Origin of the sequence: Rossellomorea sp. GAMAL-10_SWC (assembly GCF_049568075.1) — a bacterium.
In the GTDB taxonomy this organism is placed as follows: Bacteria; Bacillota; Bacilli; order Bacillales; family Bacillaceae_G; genus Gottfriedia.
Map to the genome: position 1 here is coordinate 80,552 of NZ_CP144911.1, position 22,199 is coordinate 102,750.

At 34.5% G+C, this 22,199-nt stretch carries 22 protein-coding genes; 14 read left to right on the plus strand and 8 right to left on the minus strand.

The features are described from left to right. Nucleotides 1-104 precede the first annotated feature (104 nt). The gene (locus tag V5E38_RS00405; protein ID WP_499211760.1) at nt 105-1,145 is read right to left on the minus strand and encodes a YeiH family protein; all 1,041 of its coding nucleotides are present in this window, start codon (nt 1,143-1,145) and stop codon (nt 105-107) included. A gap of 381 nt (nt 1,146-1,526) precedes the next feature. On the opposite strand from V5E38_RS00405, the gene V5E38_RS00410 reads away from it, so the two are divergent. The 5 genes from V5E38_RS00410 (at nt 1,527) to lipP1 (ending at nt 7,663) form a co-directional block, all read left to right on the plus strand. Then, entirely contained in the window at nt 1,527-3,041 is a 1,515-nt protein-coding gene (locus tag V5E38_RS00410) for an acyl-CoA synthetase family protein (protein ID WP_499211761.1), read from the plus strand. A gap of 33 nt (nt 3,042-3,074) precedes the next feature. Then, on the plus strand, nt 3,075-4,130 hold the full coding sequence (locus tag V5E38_RS00415; protein ID WP_499211762.1) for a Fe(II)-2OG oxygenase family protein: 1,056 nt from the start codon (nt 3,075-3,077) through the stop codon (nt 4,128-4,130). An 87-nt stretch (nt 4,131-4,217) separates the two neighbouring features. Further along, the gene (locus V5E38_RS00420) at nt 4,218-5,507 is read left to right on the plus strand and encodes an MFS transporter (protein ID WP_499211763.1); all 1,290 of its coding nucleotides are present in this window, start codon (nt 4,218-4,220) and stop codon (nt 5,505-5,507) included. Between the two features lie 68 nt (nt 5,508-5,575). Next, the gene (locus V5E38_RS00425; RefSeq protein WP_499211764.1) at nt 5,576-6,574 is read left to right on the plus strand and encodes a TauD/TfdA family dioxygenase; all 999 of its coding nucleotides are present in this window, start codon (nt 5,576-5,578) and stop codon (nt 6,572-6,574) included. Between the two features lie 138 nt (nt 6,575-6,712). After that, a complete protein-coding gene (gene lipP1, locus V5E38_RS00430) occupies nt 6,713-7,663 on the plus strand; it encodes an alpha/beta hydrolase (RefSeq protein ID WP_499211765.1) in 951 nt (316 codons plus the stop codon). Between the two features lie 119 nt (nt 7,664-7,782). Here lipP1 and V5E38_RS00435 read toward each other — a convergent pair whose 3' ends face one another. Beyond that, a complete protein-coding gene (locus V5E38_RS00435) occupies nt 7,783-8,556 on the minus strand; it encodes an SDR family NAD(P)-dependent oxidoreductase (protein WP_499211766.1) in 774 nt (257 codons plus the stop codon). Between the two features lie 482 nt (nt 8,557-9,038). Between V5E38_RS00435 and V5E38_RS00440 the strand changes: the two genes are divergently transcribed. Beyond that, nucleotides 9,039-10,328, plus strand: a complete 1,290-nt coding sequence (locus tag V5E38_RS00440) for an MFS transporter (protein ID WP_499211767.1) — start codon at nt 9,039-9,041, stop codon at nt 10,326-10,328. Between the two features lie 30 nt (nt 10,329-10,358). Then, complete coding sequence (locus V5E38_RS00445; protein ID WP_097976789.1) at nt 10,359-10,544, plus strand: hypothetical protein; 186 nt, start codon at nt 10,359-10,361, stop codon at nt 10,542-10,544. A 65-nt stretch (nt 10,545-10,609) separates the two neighbouring features. Here the strand turns inward: V5E38_RS00445 and V5E38_RS00450 are convergent, their stop codons facing one another. Then, a complete protein-coding gene (locus V5E38_RS00450; protein ID WP_097976787.1) occupies nt 10,610-11,515 on the minus strand; it encodes a LysR family transcriptional regulator in 906 nt (301 codons plus the stop codon). Between the two features lie 144 nt (nt 11,516-11,659). Between V5E38_RS00450 and V5E38_RS00455 the strand changes: the two genes are divergently transcribed. From V5E38_RS00455 to V5E38_RS00470, 4 genes are all read left to right on the plus strand, one after another. Then, on the plus strand, nt 11,660-12,448 hold the full coding sequence (locus tag V5E38_RS00455; RefSeq protein ID WP_499211768.1) for a Rossmann-fold NAD(P)-binding domain-containing protein: 789 nt from the start codon (nt 11,660-11,662) through the stop codon (nt 12,446-12,448). A 190-nt stretch (nt 12,449-12,638) separates the two neighbouring features. Beyond that, nucleotides 12,639-13,115 (plus strand): 2,4'-dihydroxyacetophenone dioxygenase family protein, encoded by a 477-nt coding sequence (locus V5E38_RS00460; protein WP_335478473.1) that lies wholly within the window; start codon nt 12,639-12,641, stop codon nt 13,113-13,115. Between the two features lie 215 nt (nt 13,116-13,330). Next, entirely contained in the window at nt 13,331-14,113 is a 783-nt protein-coding gene (locus V5E38_RS00465; protein WP_499211769.1) for an SDR family NAD(P)-dependent oxidoreductase, read from the plus strand. Between the two features lie 45 nt (nt 14,114-14,158). After that, nucleotides 14,159-15,334 (plus strand): thiolase family protein, encoded by a 1,176-nt coding sequence (locus V5E38_RS00470; protein ID WP_499211770.1) that lies wholly within the window; start codon nt 14,159-14,161, stop codon nt 15,332-15,334. An 84-nt stretch (nt 15,335-15,418) separates the two neighbouring features. On the opposite strand, the gene V5E38_RS00475 is transcribed toward V5E38_RS00470, so the two are convergent. After that, complete coding sequence (locus tag V5E38_RS00475) at nt 15,419-16,186, minus strand: sulfite exporter TauE/SafE family protein (RefSeq protein ID WP_499211771.1); 768 nt, start codon at nt 16,184-16,186, stop codon at nt 15,419-15,421. Between the two features lie 228 nt (nt 16,187-16,414). On the opposite strand from V5E38_RS00475, the gene V5E38_RS00480 reads away from it, so the two are divergent. Then, on the plus strand, nt 16,415-16,744 hold the full coding sequence (locus V5E38_RS00480; protein ID WP_499211772.1) for a hypothetical protein: 330 nt from the start codon (nt 16,415-16,417) through the stop codon (nt 16,742-16,744). 169 nt (nt 16,745-16,913) lie between these two features. Here V5E38_RS00480 and V5E38_RS00485 read toward each other — a convergent pair whose 3' ends face one another. Genes V5E38_RS00485 through V5E38_RS00495 form a run of 3 tightly spaced genes read right to left on the minus strand, consistent with a single transcriptional unit; the run spans nt 16,914 to nt 17,636 of the window. Next, a complete protein-coding gene (locus tag V5E38_RS00485) occupies nt 16,914-17,183 on the minus strand; it encodes a hypothetical protein (RefSeq protein ID WP_499211773.1) in 270 nt (89 codons plus the stop codon). 9 nt (nt 17,184-17,192) lie between these two features. Continuing rightward, nucleotides 17,193-17,372 (minus strand): hypothetical protein, encoded by a 180-nt coding sequence (locus tag V5E38_RS00490; RefSeq protein WP_499211774.1) that lies wholly within the window; start codon nt 17,370-17,372, stop codon nt 17,193-17,195. A gap of 36 nt (nt 17,373-17,408) precedes the next feature. After that, nucleotides 17,409-17,636, minus strand: a complete 228-nt coding sequence (locus tag V5E38_RS00495; protein WP_499211775.1) for a hypothetical protein — start codon at nt 17,634-17,636, stop codon at nt 17,409-17,411. A gap of 80 nt (nt 17,637-17,716) precedes the next feature. Between V5E38_RS00495 and V5E38_RS00500 the strand changes: the two genes are divergently transcribed. Next, nucleotides 17,717-18,058, plus strand: coding sequence for a hypothetical protein (locus V5E38_RS00500; protein ID WP_499211776.1), 342 nt, complete (start codon nt 17,717-17,719; stop codon nt 18,056-18,058). A gap of 88 nt (nt 18,059-18,146) precedes the next feature. On the opposite strand, the gene V5E38_RS00505 is transcribed toward V5E38_RS00500, so the two are convergent. Continuing rightward, nucleotides 18,147-21,263, minus strand: a complete 3,117-nt coding sequence (locus V5E38_RS00505; RefSeq protein WP_499211777.1) for an efflux RND transporter permease subunit — start codon at nt 21,261-21,263, stop codon at nt 18,147-18,149. A 237-nt stretch (nt 21,264-21,500) separates the two neighbouring features. On the opposite strand from V5E38_RS00505, the gene V5E38_RS00510 reads away from it, so the two are divergent. Continuing rightward, on the plus strand, nt 21,501-22,199 hold the full coding sequence (locus tag V5E38_RS00510; RefSeq protein WP_499211778.1) for a response regulator transcription factor: 699 nt from the start codon (nt 21,501-21,503) through the stop codon (nt 22,197-22,199).

A 22,199-nucleotide genomic window follows, 5' to 3' on the forward strand; every position in this document is an offset into this window, starting at 1 on the left:
ATAAAATAAGAAAAAAATCAGAGAAACTGCCGTTTAGATTCTCTGATTTTTTTATTTATTGATATATAGGGAAAAGTGGTTGCCAATTAAGAATGTATATCTATTTAAACTAAAATAAATGTTATGAAAGATAGTAGAATTGATGTAATGAATATGGCAATTAGAGGGCGTAATGATTTCGTACGTAATTCTTTTAGGTTAATATTTAATCCTAAGCCAGTCATTGACATTGTTAAGATAAATGATGTAAAAACAGCAATGTCTGACATGAAATTTTTAGATACTGGAACTTCTTTTCCAAGGACGTAACTCCCTACAAAACTCATAATTACAAATCCAATTAAAAACCATGGAAACTCCAATTTTGCTTCTCCATCTAATTTTCCTTTCTTCTTCATCCAGAATAAAAGGATAAAACAAACCGGAATTAATAGAAAAACACGAGAAAGTTTGGCAAGCAATGCATGAGCGAGAGCATCTTGACCTGCAGGAGCAGCTGCTAAAGCAACATGAGCAATCTCGTGAAGACTTATTCCAGCCCAAGCTCCATATTCAGTTGGACTAATCGGTAATAAAGGATAGATTAGAGTATAAATGATGGAAAAAATTGTGCCGACTAATGCTATGATCCCAACGGCCATAGCTGTGTCTTCATCTTTAGATTTTATTATTGGAGATACGGCAGCGATTGCAGCGGCGCCACAAATGCCTGTTCCAATACTTAATAATAAGGACAGATTAAAGTCTGCTTTAAGCCATTTTGCTATAAGCAAAAGAACAACAATCGATAATATAATTGTTCCAGCCCCTTTTAGTAATAAAGGCAAACCATCACTAAAAATGACAACCATGTTTAGTTTTAATCCGTACAGTATGATGGCAAATCTTAAAAGTCTTTTTGAAGAGAATTGAATTCCTGCGCGTAATTTTTCAGGATAACCAAAAAATTGTCTATATACTAAAGCAAGTAAAATGGCACATGCAAGTGGTCCAACATGATCGAACCCTGGTAACTTTGCCAATAGAAAACCTAAAACAGCTATGATGAATGTAAAAGCCACTCCATAGATCATTGCTACATTTAACTGTTTAATAGGCTTTTTTTGTTGCTCTGGTTTTGTATTGATTATTGCCTTTTGTTCCATCTTGTCCATCTCCTCGTGGCGTTCTATGTTATTATCGTATCGAAACATTTATCATAAGGAAAATAAATTATTATTATAGTTATGATAAGGAAATACGATAGGTGGAAAAAGAAGTTATAATTTAACTATAAATAAACAGAGCCTTTTTAAGTTTTGGCTTTGTTTTTTTATTTTAGAGCTAGGTGAATCTTAAAGTGTGTTTTAATGGGACCTTATTATATGAATAACATCTTAATATTAGTTAGACTTACATACAAATTAAAATCTTTAATTTTATTTCATTTTTATTTATGAGTATACTTAGTGTAGTAATATTTTAAATATTCAAAATAATTAATTTATAAAACGCTTTCAAGCGGTTGGAAGGGGGGAATTCACTTAATGAGCAATAACTTATACGAAATCTTAAATAGAAGCGCTATTAATTTCCCGGATAGTATTGCTTATATGTATGGTGATCAGTGTGTTACATATAGGAAATTAAATCAGCTTGTAAATCAATTTGCTACCGGAATGTCTGCACAAGGAATCGGCAAAGGAGATGGAGTTGCCCTTTTATTAGGAAATAGCCCAGAATTTCTCATTGCTTACTATGGAATATTGCGACTAGGTGCATTTCTTGTTCCAATTAATCCTTTATTTACCCAAGATGAAATCAGCTACATATTAGAAAATAGTCAAGTAAAAGCGGTTATTGCTCATGAATCTGTTGAGCCAACGTTATCAGATCTAAAGAAACAGTTGGTTAATCTAAATTTAGTCATTTATACAGAAGCAAAGAAACAGGAATGGACATGGGAACACCTTATGAAATCAGGAACAAGTGTAATTGGAAGTCCATTTATTGATCAAGAAGATCTAGCAGTTATTCTGTACACATCAGGTACTACAGGCAAACCAAAGGGTGCAATGTTAACACATCGAAATTTGGCTTCGAATGCAGATTCTATTTCTAAATTACTTGAACTGGATGAAAACGACCGAGTAGTGGCTGTTCTGCCAATGTTCCATGTTTTCTGTATGACAGTTTGTTTGAACGCATCGATTACTTGTGGCGCAACAGTTATAATTCAGCCTAAATTCAGCCCAGTTGATGTAGTAGGTACCATTCATAAAAGAAATGCCACGGTATTTGCAGGAGTACCTACGATGTACAATTTTATTAATCAATTACCTGAAGCTTCATCGGAGCATTTCAAATCCATTCGTATTTGTATTTCAGGTGGTGCGTCGATTCCTGTAGAGCTTCTACAAAAATTTGAAAGTAAGTTCAATGTACCTATATTAGAGGGATATGGACTTTCTGAAACAGCCCCACTTGTTGCAATTAATCCATTAAAAGGAATTAGGAAACCAGGTTCAATCGGAAGAAATATTCCCGCTGTTCAAAGCAAAGTAGTTGATAAATTTGGAGAAGAATTACCAAGAGGCGAGGTTGGAGAATTGGTTGTTCAAGGACCAAATGTAATGAAGGGATATTTAGGAATGCAGGAAGCTACATTGGCTGCTTTTAAAAACGGGTGGTTTTACACCGGTGATCTCGCAACAATGGACGAAGATGGATACATCTACATTCTTGACCGAAAGAAGGACATGATTATTGTTGGAGGTTACAATGTTTATCCTCGTGAAGTGGAAGAAGTACTATATCAACATGCCGCAGTTGTAGAGGCAGCAGTAGTTGGCGTACCTAATAAAGAATACGGAGAAAGTGTAAAAGCATACGTCGTAGTTAAAGATGAACAGTTTACAGAGAACGATATTATTCAATTTTGTAAAGATAAGCTAGTTAAATACAAGCTTCCTAAATATGTAGAATTTTTTAAAGAGCTACCAAAGAATTCAACTGGGAAGATTTTACGTAGAGAGTTAAGAGAATTGACTGAAGTGAAGTAAACAAATAAATCATTCATAAAGGGAGGATTCATTATGTCAACAATTTTAAAGGAAAAGGTTAAAGGGCAAGTAGCTTGGAAAGGAACAGACTTAGCAAAAGATGAATCTTGGATTTATCACTTATCTGAGGAAACAATTGTTGAGCTTGAAAATGCACTAGCACATGTTAAACAAAAAGGGTTAAGAGCACCAAATTTTAACAAAGAAGACTTCCAAGTTCCAAATCTTTTAAATGAAATTGATTACTTTGTTGAAGAACTTGAGAATGGAAGGGGATTTCTATTAATTCGAGGTTTACCGATTGAAGGATATACAGATGAAGAAGCAAGTATCATTTATTGGGGACTTGGCCTTCATATGGGTACTCCAGTATCGCAAAATGCAAATGGTGAACTTTTAGGGCACGTTAGAGATCAAGGTCTTAGTTTAGCAAATTCAAACGTTCGTGGTTACCAAACGAAACTGCATCTTCCTTTTCATGCTGATGGTTCTGATGTAGTAGGTTTATTAAGTCTACGAAAAGGGAAATCAGGGGGGGAAAGTAGCATTATAAGCTCGATGGCAGTTTACAACGAAATTCTAGAGAAGAACCCAGAATATTTAGGAATACTATGTCGTCCGTTTAACTTTGATCGCCGTGGAGAAGAGGGGCCAGGAGAATCGCCAATATTTACGTCACCAATTTTTAGTTACTATGATGGAAAACTAAGTTGCCGATATGTTCGTTTATTTATCGAGTCAGCACAAGCGAAAACGGGTATCCAGCTATCAAAAGTTGAAATTGAAGCATTAGATTTACTGGACTCTCTACTTCATGATGAAAATTTACATTTCAATATGATGCTGGAACCAGGTGATATGCAATTTGTAAATAATTACACGGTTCTTCATTCACGAACTCAATACGAAGATTATGAAGAACTAGATCAAAAACGTCATTTGTTAAGATTATGGCTCACAATGCCAAATGGCCGTGAAATTTCTCCGGATTTCGCAATGTTTTTTGACGAAAATACTGGAAAACCGGGTCGTGGCGGTGTACCTGCACGTAATAAAACAGCGGGCGGTATTGTTGAAACTTTAAAGTAATTTAACTTCTGTAAGAATGAGTGTGAACACCTTTTCCTTTTTTGGAAAAGGTGTTCCTTAAATAGTGAAAAGTGAGGATATACTTGTATGTCAAAAACTCCAAAGTATGCTTGGGTAATCTTATTATTTCTAGTTCTTACCGGTATGATCAACCAAGTCGATAAAATTATCATTGGTTTGGTTTCTGTTCCTTTAATGAAAGAATTACATTTAAGTCCAACAAAATGGGGAGTTGTAGGAAGTTCATTTTTTTGGTTTTTTACATTTTCTTCAATAATACTTGGAGGAATGGCTGATTCAAAAAATACAAAAAAAATGCTGACATGGCTTTCATTGGTTTGGCTAATTGTGCAGTTTGCAACTCCTTTTGCTTCTAGCCTAACTTTGCTTTTGATAACAAGAATGTTTTTAGGATTAGGTGAAGGTCCAGCTCCTGCTCTTTCTACAGCAATCATGGGAAAATGGTTCCCAAAACATAGGCATGGTATAGGTTTTGGTGCGGTTCTTTTAGGAACGACCGGGGGTTCGGCAATCGCTTCTCCCTTATTAATATCATTAATTGATAAACAAGGATGGAAATCGGCATTTTTAATGATGGGAGTTCTTGGACTAATCGTGTTAGTTTTATGGTTAATTTTCGGTAAAGAAAGTCCAACAGAAATTGGACTACCAGCCATGCATCAAACGGAGCACCAGCCTAGCCTACCTAAAGTATCAATGCGACAGTTTTTTCCGTATCTATTTTCTAAAAACTTTATATTAACCGTTTTGTGCGGTGGATGTGCATATTGGTTATTATCCATTCAGGCAGTATGGTTCCCGTCTTATTTTACAAAAATTCAACAGTTTGACTCTCAGACTTTAAAACTAGCGGTATCCCTGCCTTTTCTTTTTGCAGCTTTTTGTCAAATTGGATTTTCTATGCTATCTGATCGTCTTTACCGCAAAACAGGCAATATTCGTAAAGCCCGTATTAATCTTGCGGGTATCATGATGATGTTATCTTCTATTTGTCTATATCTAGCAATAACCGTGAATTCAGTTACGATGTCTATTGTTTTCTTTACACTCGCACCTGGTTTTGCGTATGTAATCCTTTCACTTGCTTCTGCTATATTGATGGAGTTCTTTTCTCCCGAGAACATTGGTAAAGCACAGGGGGCATTCATTGCTTTTGCAAGTATATCTAGTATTATTGCTCCACTTGTTTTCGGATACTTTATTCAACATTCACTAACTGAAGCAATTGGTTATCATTACGCGTTTGGATTTTCTTCATTAGGAATGCTGATAATAGGAATCGTATTTTGGCTTGGTGTACATCCCGCAAATCGAAGAAACGCAATAAATGAATCGGGGGAGCAAATGAGTAGTTAAGGAATGATCTGCAAGTAAACTATTCGGCAATTAAATTAATAATCTTCAATTTCGAAGGAGGAGTTTTAATGTCAGTCATTTTAAATGAAAAAATTCAAGGGCGATCTGCTTGGAAAGGTATTGATCTTGCTAAGGATGAATCATGGATTTATTTTTTAACCGATACAACAATTGCTGCACTTGAGAAGGCCGTATTATATGTTCAACAAAAAGGGTTAAAAGCACCTGATTTTAAAAAGGATGATTTTCCAATTCCTGATTTAGCTGACGAAATTAAGTACTTTGTTGACGAATTAGAGAATGGAAGAGGTTTTCTTTTAATCCGTGGATTGCCAATGGATCGATATTCCGATGAAGAAGCAAGTATCATTTACTGGGGGCTTGGACTCCATTTAGGACTGCCAATCATTCAAAGTAAAAATGGGGAACTCCTAGGTCATATTAAAAATGTAGGCAAGGACTTTAAAGATAATACAAAAGTACGTGGCTACCAAACGAATGTACATCTTGATTATCATACAGACCTTGCTGATGTGGTTGGTTTACTATGTCTTCGTAAAGCCAAATCTGGTGGTTTAAGTAGTATCGCGAGTGCGATGTCGATCTATAATGAAATTCTGGAAAAACGCCCAGAATATCTTGAAATTCTCTATCGTTCATTTGCCCATGACCTTCGCGGGGAGGAAACGCCAGGTCAATCACCTGTCGTTCAATCACCAATCTTTAGTTATTTCGATGGTAAATTAAGCTGCAGATATATTCGCCAGTATGTCCAATCTGCACAAACGAAAACAGGTATCCATTTGTCGAAAGAGGAAATTGAAGCATTTGATTTTATTGATTCCCTTACTCATGATAAAAACTTCCATATCGATATGATGATGGAACCAGGTGACATGCAATTCGTTAATAATTATACTGTTTTCCATTCACGTACTCATTTTGAAGATTTTGAGGAAGAGGGTAAAAAACGTCATTTATTAAGATTATGGCTTATGATGCCAAATGGTCGTAAAATTGCTCCAGGTTTTGAGTTTTATATTGGTGGGGCACCCATAAATAGTTAAAGAACAGGGAAATTTAGCTTATTAAGTAATTGGTGATTTTATTCAGGGATGACATGAATAAGATCACCAATTTATCATTTAGATTGACTAATTGTCTGGATAAAAGTATAAAAATAAAACGAGAGAGGATGATATTGTTTGGCAAAGTTAGATCCGCAAGCGGAGAAGTTTTTAAGTGTACTAAAACAGATGCCACCTATTCATGAACTGGAACCCAAAATTGTAAGAGAAATGCTATCAAAGTCACCTCGTCCTCTTGTAAATCTAGAAGGATTATCAAAAGTAGAGGACTTTATGATTCCAGTCAGTAATAATGAAGAAATTAATTGTCGAGTTTACATGCCAGAAGGTCAAGGTCCCTTTCCAATATTCATATACTATCATGGAGGGGGATGGGTTCTTGGGGATATTGAATCAACGGACGCAAGCTGTTGTTTAATTGCTAATAGAACAAAGAGGATTGTTGTATCAGTAAACTATCGCCTTGCACCAGAATATAAGTTTCCAACAGCAGTGGAAGATGCATTTTCAGCTTTGGAATGGGTTTATGAAAATGGTATTTCCTTTAATGGGGATGTCTCTAGATTGATCGTTGGTGGAGATAGTGTAGGTGGAAATCTTGCTACAGTCGTTACAATGATTGCAAGAGACAGAAAAGGTCCTAGCATTGCGGGACAAGTTTTAATTTATCCCCCAACGAATCTTGAGTTCAATACAGAATCACATCAGTTGTTTGCGAAAGGATTTGGTTTAGATCGAGAACAGCTAATTTGGTTCCGAACTCATTATTTAAGCAATGAAGAGGATAAGACGGATGAGTACGCTTCTCCGTTAATAGCAAAAGACTTAAGTGGCCTTCCAAAAGCATTAATCATTACGGCGGAAAATGATGTACTACGGGATGAAGGAGCAGCCTATGCCAATCGGCTGAAACAGTTTGGAGTACAAGTTGAATATGTGTGTGAACCTGGAATGATCCACGGCTATTTTGCACATATGGCAATATTTTCGAACAATATTGAATCGACGGTTTCTAAGATCGATAAATTTTTACGATCAGACTGTGACAAAAGCTTGCAATCAGTGTGAGAATCAATTTTTAGGAATTTGTTTACGCACTTAAAGAGCCTCAAAAATTGTGAGGCTCTATTTCTTTGAATTATTAACTTATAAACTATGAAACCGTAAAACCATTTCAAATAAGTATATTAAAAATAAACGGTATTTCCGATGCCACCAGTTACTGGTATTACTTCTCCAGTTATTGATGCTGATAAAGGTGATGCTAGGAAAGTAACGACGTAAGCAATCTCCTCAGGAGTAATCAAGCGACCGAGAGAATTTAGTGATTTAACTTGTTGAATTGCTTCTTCATTCGTTACTTTGTCTCTAAAAGTTTCAGTATCAACAATTCCAGGATAGATTGCATTGACGTTAATTCCATGCTTTCCTAATTCCATTGATGCAGATTTTGTTAAATGGACGACAGATGCGTTACGTGGACCAGAGCTAAAGTAATTGCCACCAATCCTAGCAGCTAGTCCACTGATATTAATAATTCGTCCCCACTTGTTTTCAATCATATGTGGCGCAACGGCTCTAATACTACGAAAATACCCCATATATTTTTCTTCAAAATCCTTTATAATAAGTTCTTCTTTAATACTATTAAAGTCCTCAGGCTCATGACCACCAACGCGGGCTCCACTGTTAATTAGTATATCTATGCTTCCCATTTTTGCTGCTGATTTTTCTACTAGATTTAAGATGGAGTCTGGATCGGTAGTGTCAGCTACGATTGGGTAAATATTTCGACTAGTTTCTTGTGCCAGTTCCTCTGCTGCAATCTTTAGCGTGGATTCATTTCTTGAACAAATCGTACAATCTACACCTTCAAGAGCTAGCTGGCGGGCAACAGCTTTACCAATACCTCGACTACCTCCAACAATAAGTGCTTTTTTTTCTTGTAATTTTAAGTCCATTGTTCAGCCTCCAGTTCGATTCAATAGTACTAGAAAAAAATTGAATGATATAGTATTTACTCATTTCTATACTTAATTGTACCTATAAATAATATTTATATAAAATTAAAGATTCTAATTTGTAATTTAGTTGTACTAATATATCGTGGTGTGATAGTTTCCTGTTCCTATGATACAATGGTACGTATTTCATATATTAGTAGTATTTACATGTAAGTTAAAATGTTTTATTTTATTTAACTGAAAATTATGAATATAATAAATATAAAGAATATTTTAATGTAATTAAAGTTATAAAATGAATCAATTTAAATAAAGGGGGGAAGGGCATCTTTGTCATTTGGTAGAGAAGGTGATAGAACAATTTTGTAAGCGCTTTACCAAAACGGAAGAATTGTTAATTTGTTATAAACGCTTTAGTTAGAAAACAAGTTGCATTTTAGAGATGTTCAATAATTAGAAGGAAAGAAAGGGAGATTTTTTTGAACACACCAAAATACTCTTGGATTATTTTATTAATTCTAGTTGCTTCTGGCATGGTCAATCAAGTTGATAAAATCATCATAGGTTTAGTATCGGTTCCGTTAATGAAAGAATTACATTTATGTCCATCGCAATGGGGATTAGTTGGAAGCTCGTTTTTCTGGTTCTTTACGATCTCTTCTTTCATTCTTGGTGGCATGGCTGATTCTAAAAACACGAAGAAGATGTTTACTTGGATTATGTTAATATGGTTAATCGTTCAATTTACAACACCTTTTGTATCTAGTTTATCTCTATTAATGTTTTCAAGAATGCTATTAGGAGCAGGGGAAGGGCCAGCTATTTCTATTTCAACTTCAATCATTGGAAAATGGTTTCCAAAACATAGACATGGTATTGGTTTTGGGGCCGTGCTCTTTGGAGCTACAATCGGACCTGCAATTGCTTCTCCACTATTAATCTCACTAATTAACCAATATAGTTGGAGAGCCGCTTTTGTAGCAATGGGAGCAGTCGGATGTATTGTTTTACTTTTATGGATGATTTTTGGAAAAGAGAGCCCAAAAGATATCGGGATTTCTACATATGAGCAAGAGGAAAAAAACTCAGTTATTCCAAATAAGGTTTCATGGAAGCAGTTTTTTCCTCATATTTTTTCTAAGAATTTTATTTTCACTGCTGTTTGCGCAGGCTGTGCATATTGGTTATTGTCTGTCCAAGCGGTTTGGTTTCCAGCATATTTTTCGAAAGTTCAACATTTTGATGGTAAAACATTAAAAATGGCAGTATCATTCCCTTTTCTCTTTGCAGCTATTTGCCAAATTGCATTTGCCCTAATTTCAGACCGCATTTACCGCAAAACAAAGGATATACGAAAAGCAAGAATAAATCTTGCAGGAATTTCAATGATGTCATCTGCTATTTGTTTATATATTGGAAGTGTTGCAAATTCAAGTGCAATTTCCATCTTGTTCTTCATCCTTGCACCGGGTTTTGCAATTGTTATTCTTTCACTGGCACCAGCCATGTTAATGGAGTTCTTTTCACCTAAAAACATTGGAAAAGCTCAAGGGACATATGTTGCTATATCAAGTTCAACGAGTATTATTGCTCCTGTTATATTTGGTAATTTTATTGAAAATGCCGGAAGTGAGTCTTTAGGATATGGATACGGATTTTTAGTGACGTCTTTAGTTATGTTTGTTTTCGGATTAATATTTTGGATCGCCGTGCGTCCAGCTAAGCAAACAAGCACTACAATCAAGGTAGAGGAACAAGTCATTATATAAAAAGTATGAAATAATCGAGGAGGAAAGATCATGTGTAAAAATAGAAAAGTCTTTGATGGAATCGATTGCTGTGTAGAATGTAATGAAGAATTATCCATTATGGAGAGAAATCGTAGTAACTGCTGGAGTTGCCAGGATAAAATCACTGAAACTTACGCTGATGACCATATCGATAACGAAACAAAAGTCAAAACTGAGCAAAATATTAGTTCGTGATAATAATAATTTCGAATAAAAGGAGAAGCTCTCGCGTCCACTTCGAACGCAGTAGCTTCTCTTTTTTAGCTATTCATAATTTCGGATTTTAAAAAATGAATATATTTGTTAGCGTATGTAGATAAATGTTTATCTTCTGATCGAACTAATCCTAAAGAAATGTTAACAGTATTATGGTTCACTAAATCGATTGGAATAATATCACCATTAATAACTGATGGATAATTTTGCATGACAAAATCAGGGGCAAATGTAATTGCCAGGTTTTCATTTACGGCTTGTAGAAGTCCAGCCATATTATTTGTTGTAAATAAAATTTTCATAGGCTTATATTTGACAAAAAAATCTTGAACAAAATATTGCATTAATTCGCCTTTATATATGACGAGCGTTTGATCAAGAATGTCTTCCGGGGTTACTGTACCAAGAATAGCTAAAGGAGAGTGCTTAGAAACGTATACTTTTTGCTTTCCATCAAGCAGTGCTTCAAAAGCGATTCCTTCCATATTTACTCCTATATCACTTGAATATGTAATTAGGCCAAAATCAGTCTTATGCTGTCTAACATCATCAATCACTAATGTACCACTTTTTTCAGTAACCTCAAGATTTACATGAGGATAATCATGACTAAAAATAGAGATTGCTTTAACGAGAAATGTCATTAAACCAGGTAAAGAAGATATATTAAGCTCACCCACCTCGGTAGAGTTAAATAAATTAGCTGTCTCCTTTATTTCCTCAAGTTTCTTTTGAACCTCATAGGCAAGTTTTAAAATGACTCTTCCCTCATCAGTTGGAACCGCGCCATGTCCCCGTGAACGTTTAAATACTTTAATTTCTAGTTCTTTTTCTAAGTTTGTTATGGACTGGCTAATTGTTGATTGTGTAACATGTAAATTTTGTGCAGCCACTGACAAGGAACTGTATTTTGCGACTTCAACAATATAGATTAATTGCTCAATATTCATGTTTGTCCCCTTTTTTTGAATATTAATGATACTAACTTACACATTAAAATCTTTAATTTTTTTTCATTATAATTTATATGTATAATCAATATCAATAAGATTTTCAAAAATTAGAATATTCTTAATTTTAGGAGGGAGAGTAAAATGTCATTAGCACAATTATTTGATTTAACAGGAAAGACAGCAATCGTTACAGGAGGCGGAAGTGGGTTAGGACGTGTAATGGCAATAGCTTTAGCAGAAGCAGGGGCAAATGTAGTAGTTTGTTCTAGACGTTTAGAAGTTTGCGAAGAAGTTGTGAAAGAAATAGAGGCATTAGGCAGACGATCGTTAGCTATATCATTAGATGTGACTAGTCCCGAATCAATTGAAAAGGGATTGGAACAAGCTGTTTCCCAATTTGGAACCATCGAAATTTTAGTAAATAGTAGTGGAACTGTTTTTGAAACGCCAGCTGCAGAAATGCCTTTAGAACAATGGCAATCCATGCTTGACACAAATGTGACAGGAACGTTTTTAATGTGTCAGGCAGTCGGCAAACATATGATTAATAATGAATACGGCAAAATCATCAATATTTCTTCTAGTATAGGATTTAAAGGTGTTGATCCTGAAGCTGTAGATTCTGTTGGATATACAACAAGTAAGGGTGCCGTTATGACTTTAACGAAGGATTTAGCAGTTAAGTGGGGGCGTCATGGTGTTAATGTAAACTCAATTGCTCCTGGCGTTTTTACTACTGGAATGAATAATCCAGAAATACCAGGAACGCTTGTACATAAAGCAGGTCCGTTCATTGCTACTCAAGTTCCACTTAGAAGATTAGGTAGTGATCATGATTTGGTAGGTGCTACCCTTTACTTTGCTTCTGCTGCATCTGACTATTGTACAGGACAAATATTAGTTCTTGATGGAGGCCTTGGTGCTAAGTAAAATTGATCAAAACAATTTAGTGATGTAAATTAGTCAAACTTAAATACAAGTTAAAAATACTAATTTTACTTTACGGAAAATTATAAATATACTGATAATAATCAATTAGAAGTAGTTTTAAGTTGTCATACTAATGTCAGAGACTACTATAGACGAATTAAAAAAAACATAGATGGAAGAGGGGATTTAAGTGAGTAATGTAAAGGGAATAAAAGAAGTAATAGTGCACCATGCTGGAAATATTAATGTAGATGAGTTGCCTTGGATTCCTTATTTTGGTGATTCAAAATTTAAATTACTTAAAGCAAACCCCGTAACAGGGCAAACTCTTACATTATTATATGTACCTGCGAAAATGCAGCTTCCTGCACATTTCCATCCCGGAACAGTTATTGTATATACTGTTCAAGGAACGTGGAGATATCTAGAAGAATCTTGGATTTCTAAACCAGGTGACGTTGTTTATGAGCCTGCTGGATCGAAACATACACCTACTGCTGTTGGTGACGAAGATGTTATTACCTTTAATATTGTAGAAGGAACATTGGATTATATCGGTGAGAATGGTGAAATTCTTGCTAGAGATAATTGGGAAACGTTTCTAAATAGATACTATGAATATTGTGCTGCTGAAGGGATCGAACCTGTTGATGTGACTAAATTTTAATAATTAGTGTATGAAAAGAGAATCTAAAAACGTCCAGTGACGAACAGGATTCTCTTTTCTTATGAATAATAATCTTAAGGCATTTGTATATAAGTAAGACTTACTTGTAGGTTAAATTCTTTAATTTTATTTAATTATTACTTATGATTATAATTAGTTGTAAATTAATGTTTTTAAAATTTAGAATATTTAAAAATGAGGAGGTTCATCTAAATATGCCAGCTGAAACAGTATTAATTACAGGCGCTACAAAAGGTATTGGATTGGAATTTGCAAAGATTTTCGCAGGTCATCGCTATAATTTAGTTTTAGTTGCTAGAGATGAGTTGATGTTGGAGAAACAAGCTGGTTTTTTAAAAAAGGAATACGGAATAGAAGTTCATACATTTGTCGGTGATCTAAGTAATCATGAAACTGTAGAGAGCTTGTATACATACCTAAAAAGGGAAGGAATCAATATCGATATATTGATTAATAACGCTGGAGCGGGCGGATTAGGGTTAATGACAGAATTAGATATTAAGAAAGAAATAGAATGTTTACAGTTGAATATGATTTCCTTAACTTATTTAACTAGACTTATAGCGGATGAAATGATTAAGCGAAATCACGGTAAAATTTTAAATGTTGCTTCAACTGCAGCTTTTCAACCAACTCCACGGATGTCGATGTATGGGGCAAGTAAATCATATGTTTTATCTTTTACAGAAGCGATAGCCGAAGAATTAAGAGGTACCGGGGTTCAAGTTAGTGTATTATGTCCTCCTTCAACAAAGACACCACTTACTGAGGGACTTGCTTCAACTGGAACAAAAATTTTCATTAAAAACTTAATGGATCCAAAAGCAGTTGCCAAGTGTGGTTACGAAGGCTTAATGAAAAATAAAACTGTGATCATTCCAGGCTTTAAAAATAAACTGATGGCAAAATCTGTTGGAATACTGCCAAGGAAGTGGGTTACTACTTATACCCGGAAGATGATTGAGGAAAAAGTGTAAGTAGCCATATTTGAGATTAAGATATAACGAAGAGAGGGATCGTTAATGCAGAATGTATATTTAGTTGAAGCGCTCAGAACACCAATTGGGTGTTTCGGAGGCTCATTAAAAGATGTAGGTGCTGTACAGCTTGCATCAACAGTTATTAAGGAGGTATGGCAAAGATCTGGTCTATCTGCTGATTGTGTTGATGAAGTAGTATTAGGTAATGTTCTAAAGTCAGGGCTTAAAGGAAATCCAGCAAGACAAGCCGCAATTAATGCTGGTTTACCTGTTTCAATACCTGCGATTACAATTGATAAACAATGTGCATCTGGACTGCGAGCAATCACATTAGCCTATCATCAAATACTAGCTGGAGATTCGAATGTTGTAATTGCTGGAGGGACGGAAAGTATGAGTAATGTCCCACATTTAGTAATGAATGCAAGATGGGGACAAAAAATGGGAGATTTAAGGACAGTAGATGCAATTTTTCATGACGGGCTTCACTGTGCAATAGAAGGTTACCATATGGGTATTACAGCAGAAAATTTAGTTGAAGACTATCGTATATCGCGCGAGGAGCAAGACATATTTGCTTTAAATAGTCAGCAAAAAGCGATTAGAGCTAGAGAACTAGGAAAATTTGAAAATGAAATTGTTCCAGTTACGCTTAAAACTAAAAAAGGTCCCATTTTATTTAAAGAAGATGAGAACATAAAAAATACTAGTCAAGAGAAACTACAAACTCTTAAAGCGGCTTTTAAAGAGAATGGAACAGTGACTGCTGGAAATGCTTCATCATTAAATGATGGTGCTGCTGCTGTAATTGTTGCATCAGAACAAGCAGTTCGAGAATATGGATTAAAACCGCTTGCCAAAATTCGTTCGGTAGCAAGCGCTGCTGTTGCTCCTTCAATTATGGGAATTGGTCCAGTTCCTGCAACACAAAAAGCACTGCAACGAGCAAATCTAACGATACAGGATATAGAATTAGCAGAGATCAATGAAGCATTTGCTGCACAAGTACTAGCAGTAAATAAATTGTTAAATATATCAGAAGAGATTATTAATGTAAATGGAGGAGCTATTGCATTAGGCCATCCAATCGGCTGTTCAGGTACTAGAATTGTAGTTACTTTATTACATGAATTAATACGTCAAAAGAAACAAATTGGTTTAGCAACTTTATGTGTAGGTGGCGGGCAAGGAGTTTCAATGATCATAGAAGCTGTATAATCTAATTAAAAAGTAATGGTAAGCAAATTCAACGAAGAATTGCTTACCATTTTAGTTTATAAACAAGATACACTTATAATTATCTCAATGAAGATAATCAAAAGTATTTTTTGCTAACAAGATAAAGGTTACTGTAATAAAAAGGATTCGAACGTAGCCACTTCCTTTTTTAATAGCGAATTTTGAACCACAAATTGCTCCTGCTATTTGTGCAAGTCCCATAGCTAGTCCATAGGCGTAATGAACTTGTCCCAAGTACATAAACATTAATAATGCAGCTATATTACTACCAAAATTTAAAAACTTTGCGTTGCCTGCAGCTTTTAAGAAATCAAACCCCATCATTAAAAAAGCAAATATTAGGAATGAACCAGTTCCAGGGCCAATGAATCCATCATAGAAACCAATCCCAAAAATTAAAAGCATAAACAGAATAATACGAGTAACTGACAGCTTTTTATTGGTAGTCGTATCTCCCCAATCTTTCTTAAAAATAGTATATATTGCAACTGCTGCAAGCATAACGAGCATAAGAGGCTTAAGAACGGTAGGGTCAATTAAATGAACTGTCCAAGCTCCCAAGATGGAACCAATAAATGTGAGTGGGAATAACTTATAGACAGATTTCAAATCAAGCTTTCCAGAACGATAGAACATGATTGTGCTCGTTAAAGAGCCAATTGACCCAGCTAATTTGTTCGTTGCGACGGCAGCAGCTGGAGATAGACCAGTAAATAATAATACTGGCAAAGTAATTAGCTCACCGCCTCCAACTACAGAATCAATAAATGCAGCTAAAAATCCAAATACAATTAAAGTTAATAATAACGACGGATCAATATGGAATATCATCAAATCTACCTTTCTTTTATTTACTAATTTGAAAGTAGTTAAAATAGGAAACGAAGTAAATCATTAATTTAGTAATATAAGAATTATTTTTATTTTTACAAAATAAAATAGCAGTAACATTTTTTCCGTATTAGTTATAATAGGTGAGATTTTAATTTCAACTTGTGCCACTTTCTAAAATTTCGCATATATTGGTATGTGATAATTTAATGAAGAGGTGTGTATGGATTGAATTTCGAACAAAAAATTACAACTACAGAAATAGGACAAGCTAAAGAAAAATACTTTGAAAAAAACGTCAATCGTTTAATGAAAGAGATTGTTACTAAGATCGAAATGAAGATGGCACTTGAAGAACTAAAAGTTAAACGTATTATCCGATTTGATGGTCTAGAAAATGATGAAGTTATTAAACAAGTACAAAATGATTTAACGAAAATATTTGAGGATTCAATTATAGAAATACAACTAAAAATGAGTGAAATTGAGATATATCTTAATTCATTAGAAGAAATAAAGGGCAATTCAATAAAAAAGGAAAGCGATTTTAATAAATAAAAAAGAGTGAGAAACACTAGGTTTCTTCACTCTATTTTTTTGCCTTTGTTTGAGTTTGATTCATCTCGGGAAATTGCTTATTTATTGTTAATGTTGATATTAATCGTAATTTTTTTATCGCAATGAGATGATGATTGACCATTTTGTACAGCACTTAATATTTTAGCAATTACATCTGTACAGCAATCACAATTCTTGTGTTCGCAGCGGTCACACTCATGGTCTTCACAGCAGTCACACTCATGGTCTTCACAGCAGTCACATTCATGGTCTTCGCAACAGTCACACTCATGGTCTTCGCAGCAGTCGCATTCATGATCTTCACAGCAGTCACATTCATGGTCTTCACAGCAGTCACATTCGTGGTGTTCATGGCAATCACATTTGTGCTTGTCGGAATGTTTTCGAGTTTTCTTATCTTTTTTGCAACAACAATCAATATTAATATTCACCGTAATACTGTCATCACATTTCTTGTGTTCGCAACAATCACATTTCTTGTGTTCATGACAATCACATTTCTTGTGTTCATGACAATCGCATTTCTTGTGTTCATGACAATCGCATTTCTTATGGTCATGACAATTGCATTTCTTGTGGTCACAACAATTACATTTCTTGAGCTCATGGCAATCACAATTCTTGTGATCACGACAATCGGATTTCATGTGTTCGCAGCAATTACAATTCTTGTGTTCATGACATTCGCATTTTTTGTGCTCGTGGCAATCACATTTCTTGTGATCACGACAATCGCATCTCTTGTGGTCACAGCAATCGCAATTCTTGTGTTCATGGCAATCGCATCTCTTATGTTCGCAGCAATCACATTTCTTGTGATCATGACAATCGCATCTCTTGAGATCACAGCAATCACAATTCTTGTGCTCATGGCAATCGCATCTCTTATGTTCGCAGCAATCACAATTTTTGTGTTCATGACAATCGCACTTCTTATGTTCGCAACAACATTTGCATGGCGGACAAGGCGGACAAGGCGGGCACGGTCGACACGGAGGACAAGGCGGACACGGTGGTTTAGGTGGCGGACTTGGTGGTTTAGGCGGCGGACTTGGTGGTTTAGGCGGTGGACTTGACGGCTTAGGCGGTGGACATGGTGGCTTCGGTGGTAGAAGTGGCTTTATTGGTGGGCACGGAGGTTTAGGTTCGCATCTACATGGCTCACAGTCGCAGTTACATTTCTTCATTATATATCACCCATTAAATTTGAATTATTCAGGTCTTCTAACTATCAATATGTTCGATGTGGATAGCTTGTCAGTGTTATTGACTATACATGTATTATTTATTTAGATGAAAATACGTACAAGATTTTAGTCCAAGTATTATATTTCTAAAATAGAAAAGGTAACTCTCAAATACAAGAGTTACCTTTAAAAAATTATAGTGGATTAACTTTCTCAGTTGAAATTACTTTCTTATTTGATTGTTTTTTATGCAACCATTGATAAATAATTGGTATTACTAAAAAGCTATTTAAAGTAGATGTGATCATCCCACCGATTACAACAATTCCTAATGTCTGTGAAATAACTGTATCACCTTGGTGTGAAAATGCTAGTGGTAATAGTGTTAAAATCGTTGTTGCTGCTGTAATTAAGATAGGTCTAATCCTTGAAAGACTACCAGAAATAACGGCTTCTTCAGTATTCATACCGTTTTTACGATTACGCTCAATCTTATCAACTAGTACGATACCATTTGTTACTACAATTCCAGTTAACATTAAGACCCCGATTAGTGCTGCTAAGTTCCACTCTCCACCTACTATTACTAAAGAGATAACAACACCACTTAATGCTAGTGGGATACTTAATAATACTGAAACTGGAGCTCTCCATCCTTTAAATAATGATGAAGTAATGACCATAACTAAAAGTATAGAGAAGGCTACGGCAATTGACATATCAAAAATCATTTCTTTAACTTGTTGAGTAATACCTCCCATAGAGTAACTTACTCCTTTAGGAAGAGCTTGTTTACTAATTACGTCATCAACCTGTTTTGAAACTTTACTAATGTCATTTGAAGTTATTTGACCTGTAACGATTGAGTAAGGCTCTCCATTGCGTTCATTAATCGTTGAAGGAGCATTATCTTTCGTAATAGATGCAATTTGTTCAAGTTTGACGGTTTTATTACTACTTGTTAAGAAAGTTTCATTTTTAAGTGAATTGATTACATCTTCTGGCGATGCATTTAATTGAACTTGATTATTTCCACTACTAATTTGATCAAGATACATATCAACTGGCAGACTTATATGGTTAACTACAAATGTAGCATCTTTAGATTGTGACATATAACGGTTAATTACTTTCGTTATATCTGCTAATTGAATTCCATTTTGTTCAATTGCTTGTTGGTTAAATGTAATTTTATATTTTGGAAGACCAGATGTTAAATCTACTTTTCCATCAACGCTTAGTCCATCAATTTTAACAAGTTTTGATCTCATTTGATCTGCAATTTTATCTAGTGTGGCTTGATCAGAGCCAGTAAATATGACTTTCAATAAAGAGTCATCACCGGCAATACTTTGACTTGAAACAGTATAAGCTACATTTTTAGATAATTGTGGCAGTTGTTTTCCAAGCTCTTTAATGACTTGATCTGAGTCTTTTACGTTCTTTAAAGCAACAGAAATGTTAGCTACGTTAGGTTTTTGTAGGAAACCACCGCCTTGGTCAAATACATCATCACTTTGTGGCGTATTGGTTGATCCAAAATTAGAAAGATAAGATTTTATTTTTGGATTATTTTTTAATTGACTTTCTACCTTTTGAACCGCAGAATCTACTTGCATTAATGTACTTCCTTGAGGTAATTCAAGTTTAATTGCCACTTGACCAGTTTTAGCACTTGGTAAGAATGAAACAGGTAAAAACGAACCAAATGCTACTGCGAAAATAAATAGTAAAGCTGAAATGAAAATTGTAAGTTTTTTCTTCTTTAATGATGATAATAAGATCGGTTTCATCATTGGTTCTAAAGAAACAGCATTTGTTTTCTTTGTATTATTTTTCCAACCCATTAGTGCAAGTGCTGGAATAACAAGAATTGCTACAAAGAACGATATAATTAAAGAGATAACAACAGACCATGCAAATCCGCTATATGAAGCACTAATAGCTCCACCTACAAAGGCAATTGGAATATAAACAGCAATTGTTGTAAGTGTTGATGCTAAAATCGCAGGAGTCATTTCATAAACTGCTGAACTTAATGAGTATAGTAATGATTTATCAGGATTTTGTTCTCTTTTACGGTACATATTATCAAGGATAACGATTGAATCATCAACAATACGACCCATTGCAACAATTAAACCTGAAACGGTTAAAATATTAAGTGTGATACCCATTGATTTTAGGATAGCTGTTGTTGCTAATAAAGAAATTGGTAATGAAATTGCAATGACTAATGTTGATTTTACATTGCGGAAGAAGAAAAATACGCAAATCATTGAGAAAAGACATCCAAGTAAACCTTCACGAATTAAACCGTTTAATGAATCATTTAATTCTTTTTCACGATCTAATTGAGGTGTTAATTTAACAGAACCGTCTTTTACTTGTTGTAAGCTTTGAATTCTTTCCTTCACATTTTTTGCTACGTCAGTAATGTTTGCACTTTGAGTTTTAATAACATTTAATTGAACACTTGTTTTTCCATCTGTTCTTGCAATCGTTTTTACATCATTTAAGGCGTGAGTAACTGTTGCAAATGCTGAAAGTGGAATTTGATCACCATCTGAATTTTTGATTTTTACATCATTTAATTGTTTCTCATTTAAATTCCATCCATCAAATTTAACTGGAATAGACAGTTGATTTTGTAAGATTGTTCCTTCAGGTAAAGATGGAACTGTTACAGCTAAGGCTTTATTTAAGTCATCTAAAGTAAGTTTATTTTTTGCTAGGTCCTTCGTTCTAACAGTTAGAACGTATCCATCTTTTGCACCACCGAACACTGAAACATCAGATACACCTGGAACTGTTTTAAGGTGTTGCACAATATCCATTTGTGTTACTGATTTTAAAGTATTATCATCTAATTTATCACTAGTCAAACTGTAAGTTAGGATTGGGAATGAACTAGTTGTAAGTCTAGTAACTAAAGGTTTAGATGTAATTGTCGGAGGAATGTCCGCATTTTCTAAAGCTTTATTTACATCAATTTCGGCTTGTTTCATATCTGTATTCATTGGAAAATAAAGACTCATAAAAACTCCGCCATCATAAGAGCTAGTTTCAATATCTTGTAAACCTTCTGTTGTTCTTACAGCACTTTCAAGACTATTAGTAATATTTTGTTTTACTTGATCGGCCTGGTACATAGGTAGACGCATGCTTACAGTAAGAGTTGAATTGTTTATACCTGGTAAATAATCGCGTTGCATTTGGTAAGCTGAGATAGCACCCCAAGTTACAATCATAACGACACAAACAATCATTAAAATTGCTCTTTGCATGGTCCCTTCTATAAATTTTTTCATCTTAAACCTCCTAAGATTTTTATTTTAAATTGAAAATTATTTCATAAATCAACCCCATGTCATTGTAAAATTTCTAACTGAAACTTTAATGAATAATCAATTAAAATTAGATTAAAATGAAAAAAATACGAATCAAAAGTTCTATAATGGCATTTATACAAGGAACTTCTAAGACTAGAATCAGACTTAAAAATAGAATAGAGATACTAAAACTATTAATAGAAATAGGTGAGTTAAATGAAGAAAATCTTAATTATTGAGGATGAAATAAATATAGCTCGAGTTTTAAAATTAGAAATAGAATATGAGGGTTATGAAGTGTTAGTCGAACATAATGGAAAAGCTGGTTTAGAGTCGGCTTTAAGCAATAATGTCGATCTAATTTTATTAGATGTTATGTTACCTGAATTGAGTGGAATCGAAGTTTTAAGAAGGATCAGAAAAACAAACCAATTTGTTCCAGTAATTTTATTAACTGCTAGAGATGCTACACATGATAAAATTATCGGACTTGATTATGGTGCTAATGATTATATAACAAAACCTTTTGAAATCGAAGAAGTCTTAGCAAGAATACGTTCGTGTCTACGATCAAGTAATCTAGTTCATGAATTTAAGAAAAGCGAAGACGAAAATCCTACTTTAACGATTGAGGATTTAGCTGTTAATTTAGAAGCTAGAGAAGTAAAGAGGGATGATAAAGTCATTTCATTAACACCAAAAGAGTATGATTTATTAGTTTATCTATTAACAAATCAAAATAAAATTGTGACTAGAGAAGGCATCATAACTACCGTCTGGGGTTATGAGTACGAAGGGGAAACAAATGTTGTTGATGTGTACATTAGACATTTAAGAAAGAAAATTGAAGAGGACTTTGACGTCCCTTTAATTCGAACGATACGAGGTGTGGGGTACACAATGAGGAAGGGTTAA

Bases quoted from the DNA above. Each gene is read 5' to 3' on its own strand.
- V5E38_RS00455 (WP_499211768.1), top strand. From the start codon at position 11,660: ATGTCATTAGCACAATTATTTGATTTAACAGGAAAGACAGCAATCGTT.
- V5E38_RS00495 (WP_499211775.1), bottom strand. From the start codon at position 17,636: ATGAGCACAAGAATTGTGATTGCTGTGATCTCAAGAGATGCGATTGTC.
- V5E38_RS00415 (WP_499211762.1), top strand. From the start codon at position 3,075: ATGTCAACAATTTTAAAGGAAAAGGTTAAAGGGCAAGTAGCTTGGAAA.
- V5E38_RS00445 (WP_097976789.1), top strand. From the start codon at position 10,359: ATGTGTAAAAATAGAAAAGTCTTTGATGGAATCGATTGCTGTGTAGAA.
- V5E38_RS00410 (WP_499211761.1), top strand. From the start codon at position 1,527: ATGAGCAATAACTTATACGAAATCTTAAATAGAAGCGCTATTAATTTC.
- V5E38_RS00425 (WP_499211764.1), top strand. From the start codon at position 5,576: ATGTCAGTCATTTTAAATGAAAAAATTCAAGGGCGATCTGCTTGGAAA.
- V5E38_RS00470 (WP_499211770.1), top strand. From the start codon at position 14,159: ATGCAGAATGTATATTTAGTTGAAGCGCTCAGAACACCAATTGGGTGT.
- V5E38_RS00475 (WP_499211771.1), bottom strand. From the start codon at position 16,186: ATGATATTCCATATTGATCCGTCGTTATTATTAACTTTAATTGTATTT.
- V5E38_RS00505 (WP_499211777.1), bottom strand. From the start codon at position 21,263: ATGAAAAAATTTATAGAAGGGACCATGCAAAGAGCAATTTTAATGATT.
- V5E38_RS00450 (WP_097976787.1), bottom strand. From the start codon at position 11,515: ATGAATATTGAGCAATTAATCTATATTGTTGAAGTCGCAAAATACAGT.
- V5E38_RS00510 (WP_499211778.1), top strand. From the start codon at position 21,501: ATGAAGAAAATCTTAATTATTGAGGATGAAATAAATATAGCTCGAGTT.
- V5E38_RS00490 (WP_499211774.1), bottom strand. From the start codon at position 17,372: ATGAGCTCAAGAAATGTAATTGTTGTGACCACAAGAAATGCAATTGTC.
- V5E38_RS00405 (WP_499211760.1), bottom strand. From the start codon at position 1,145: ATGGAACAAAAGGCAATAATCAATACAAAACCAGAGCAACAAAAAAAG.
- V5E38_RS00435 (WP_499211766.1), bottom strand. From the start codon at position 8,556: ATGGACTTAAAATTACAAGAAAAAAAAGCACTTATTGTTGGAGGTAGT.
- V5E38_RS00420 (WP_499211763.1), top strand. From the start codon at position 4,218: ATGTCAAAAACTCCAAAGTATGCTTGGGTAATCTTATTATTTCTAGTT.
- V5E38_RS00465 (WP_499211769.1), top strand. From the start codon at position 13,331: ATGCCAGCTGAAACAGTATTAATTACAGGCGCTACAAAAGGTATTGGA.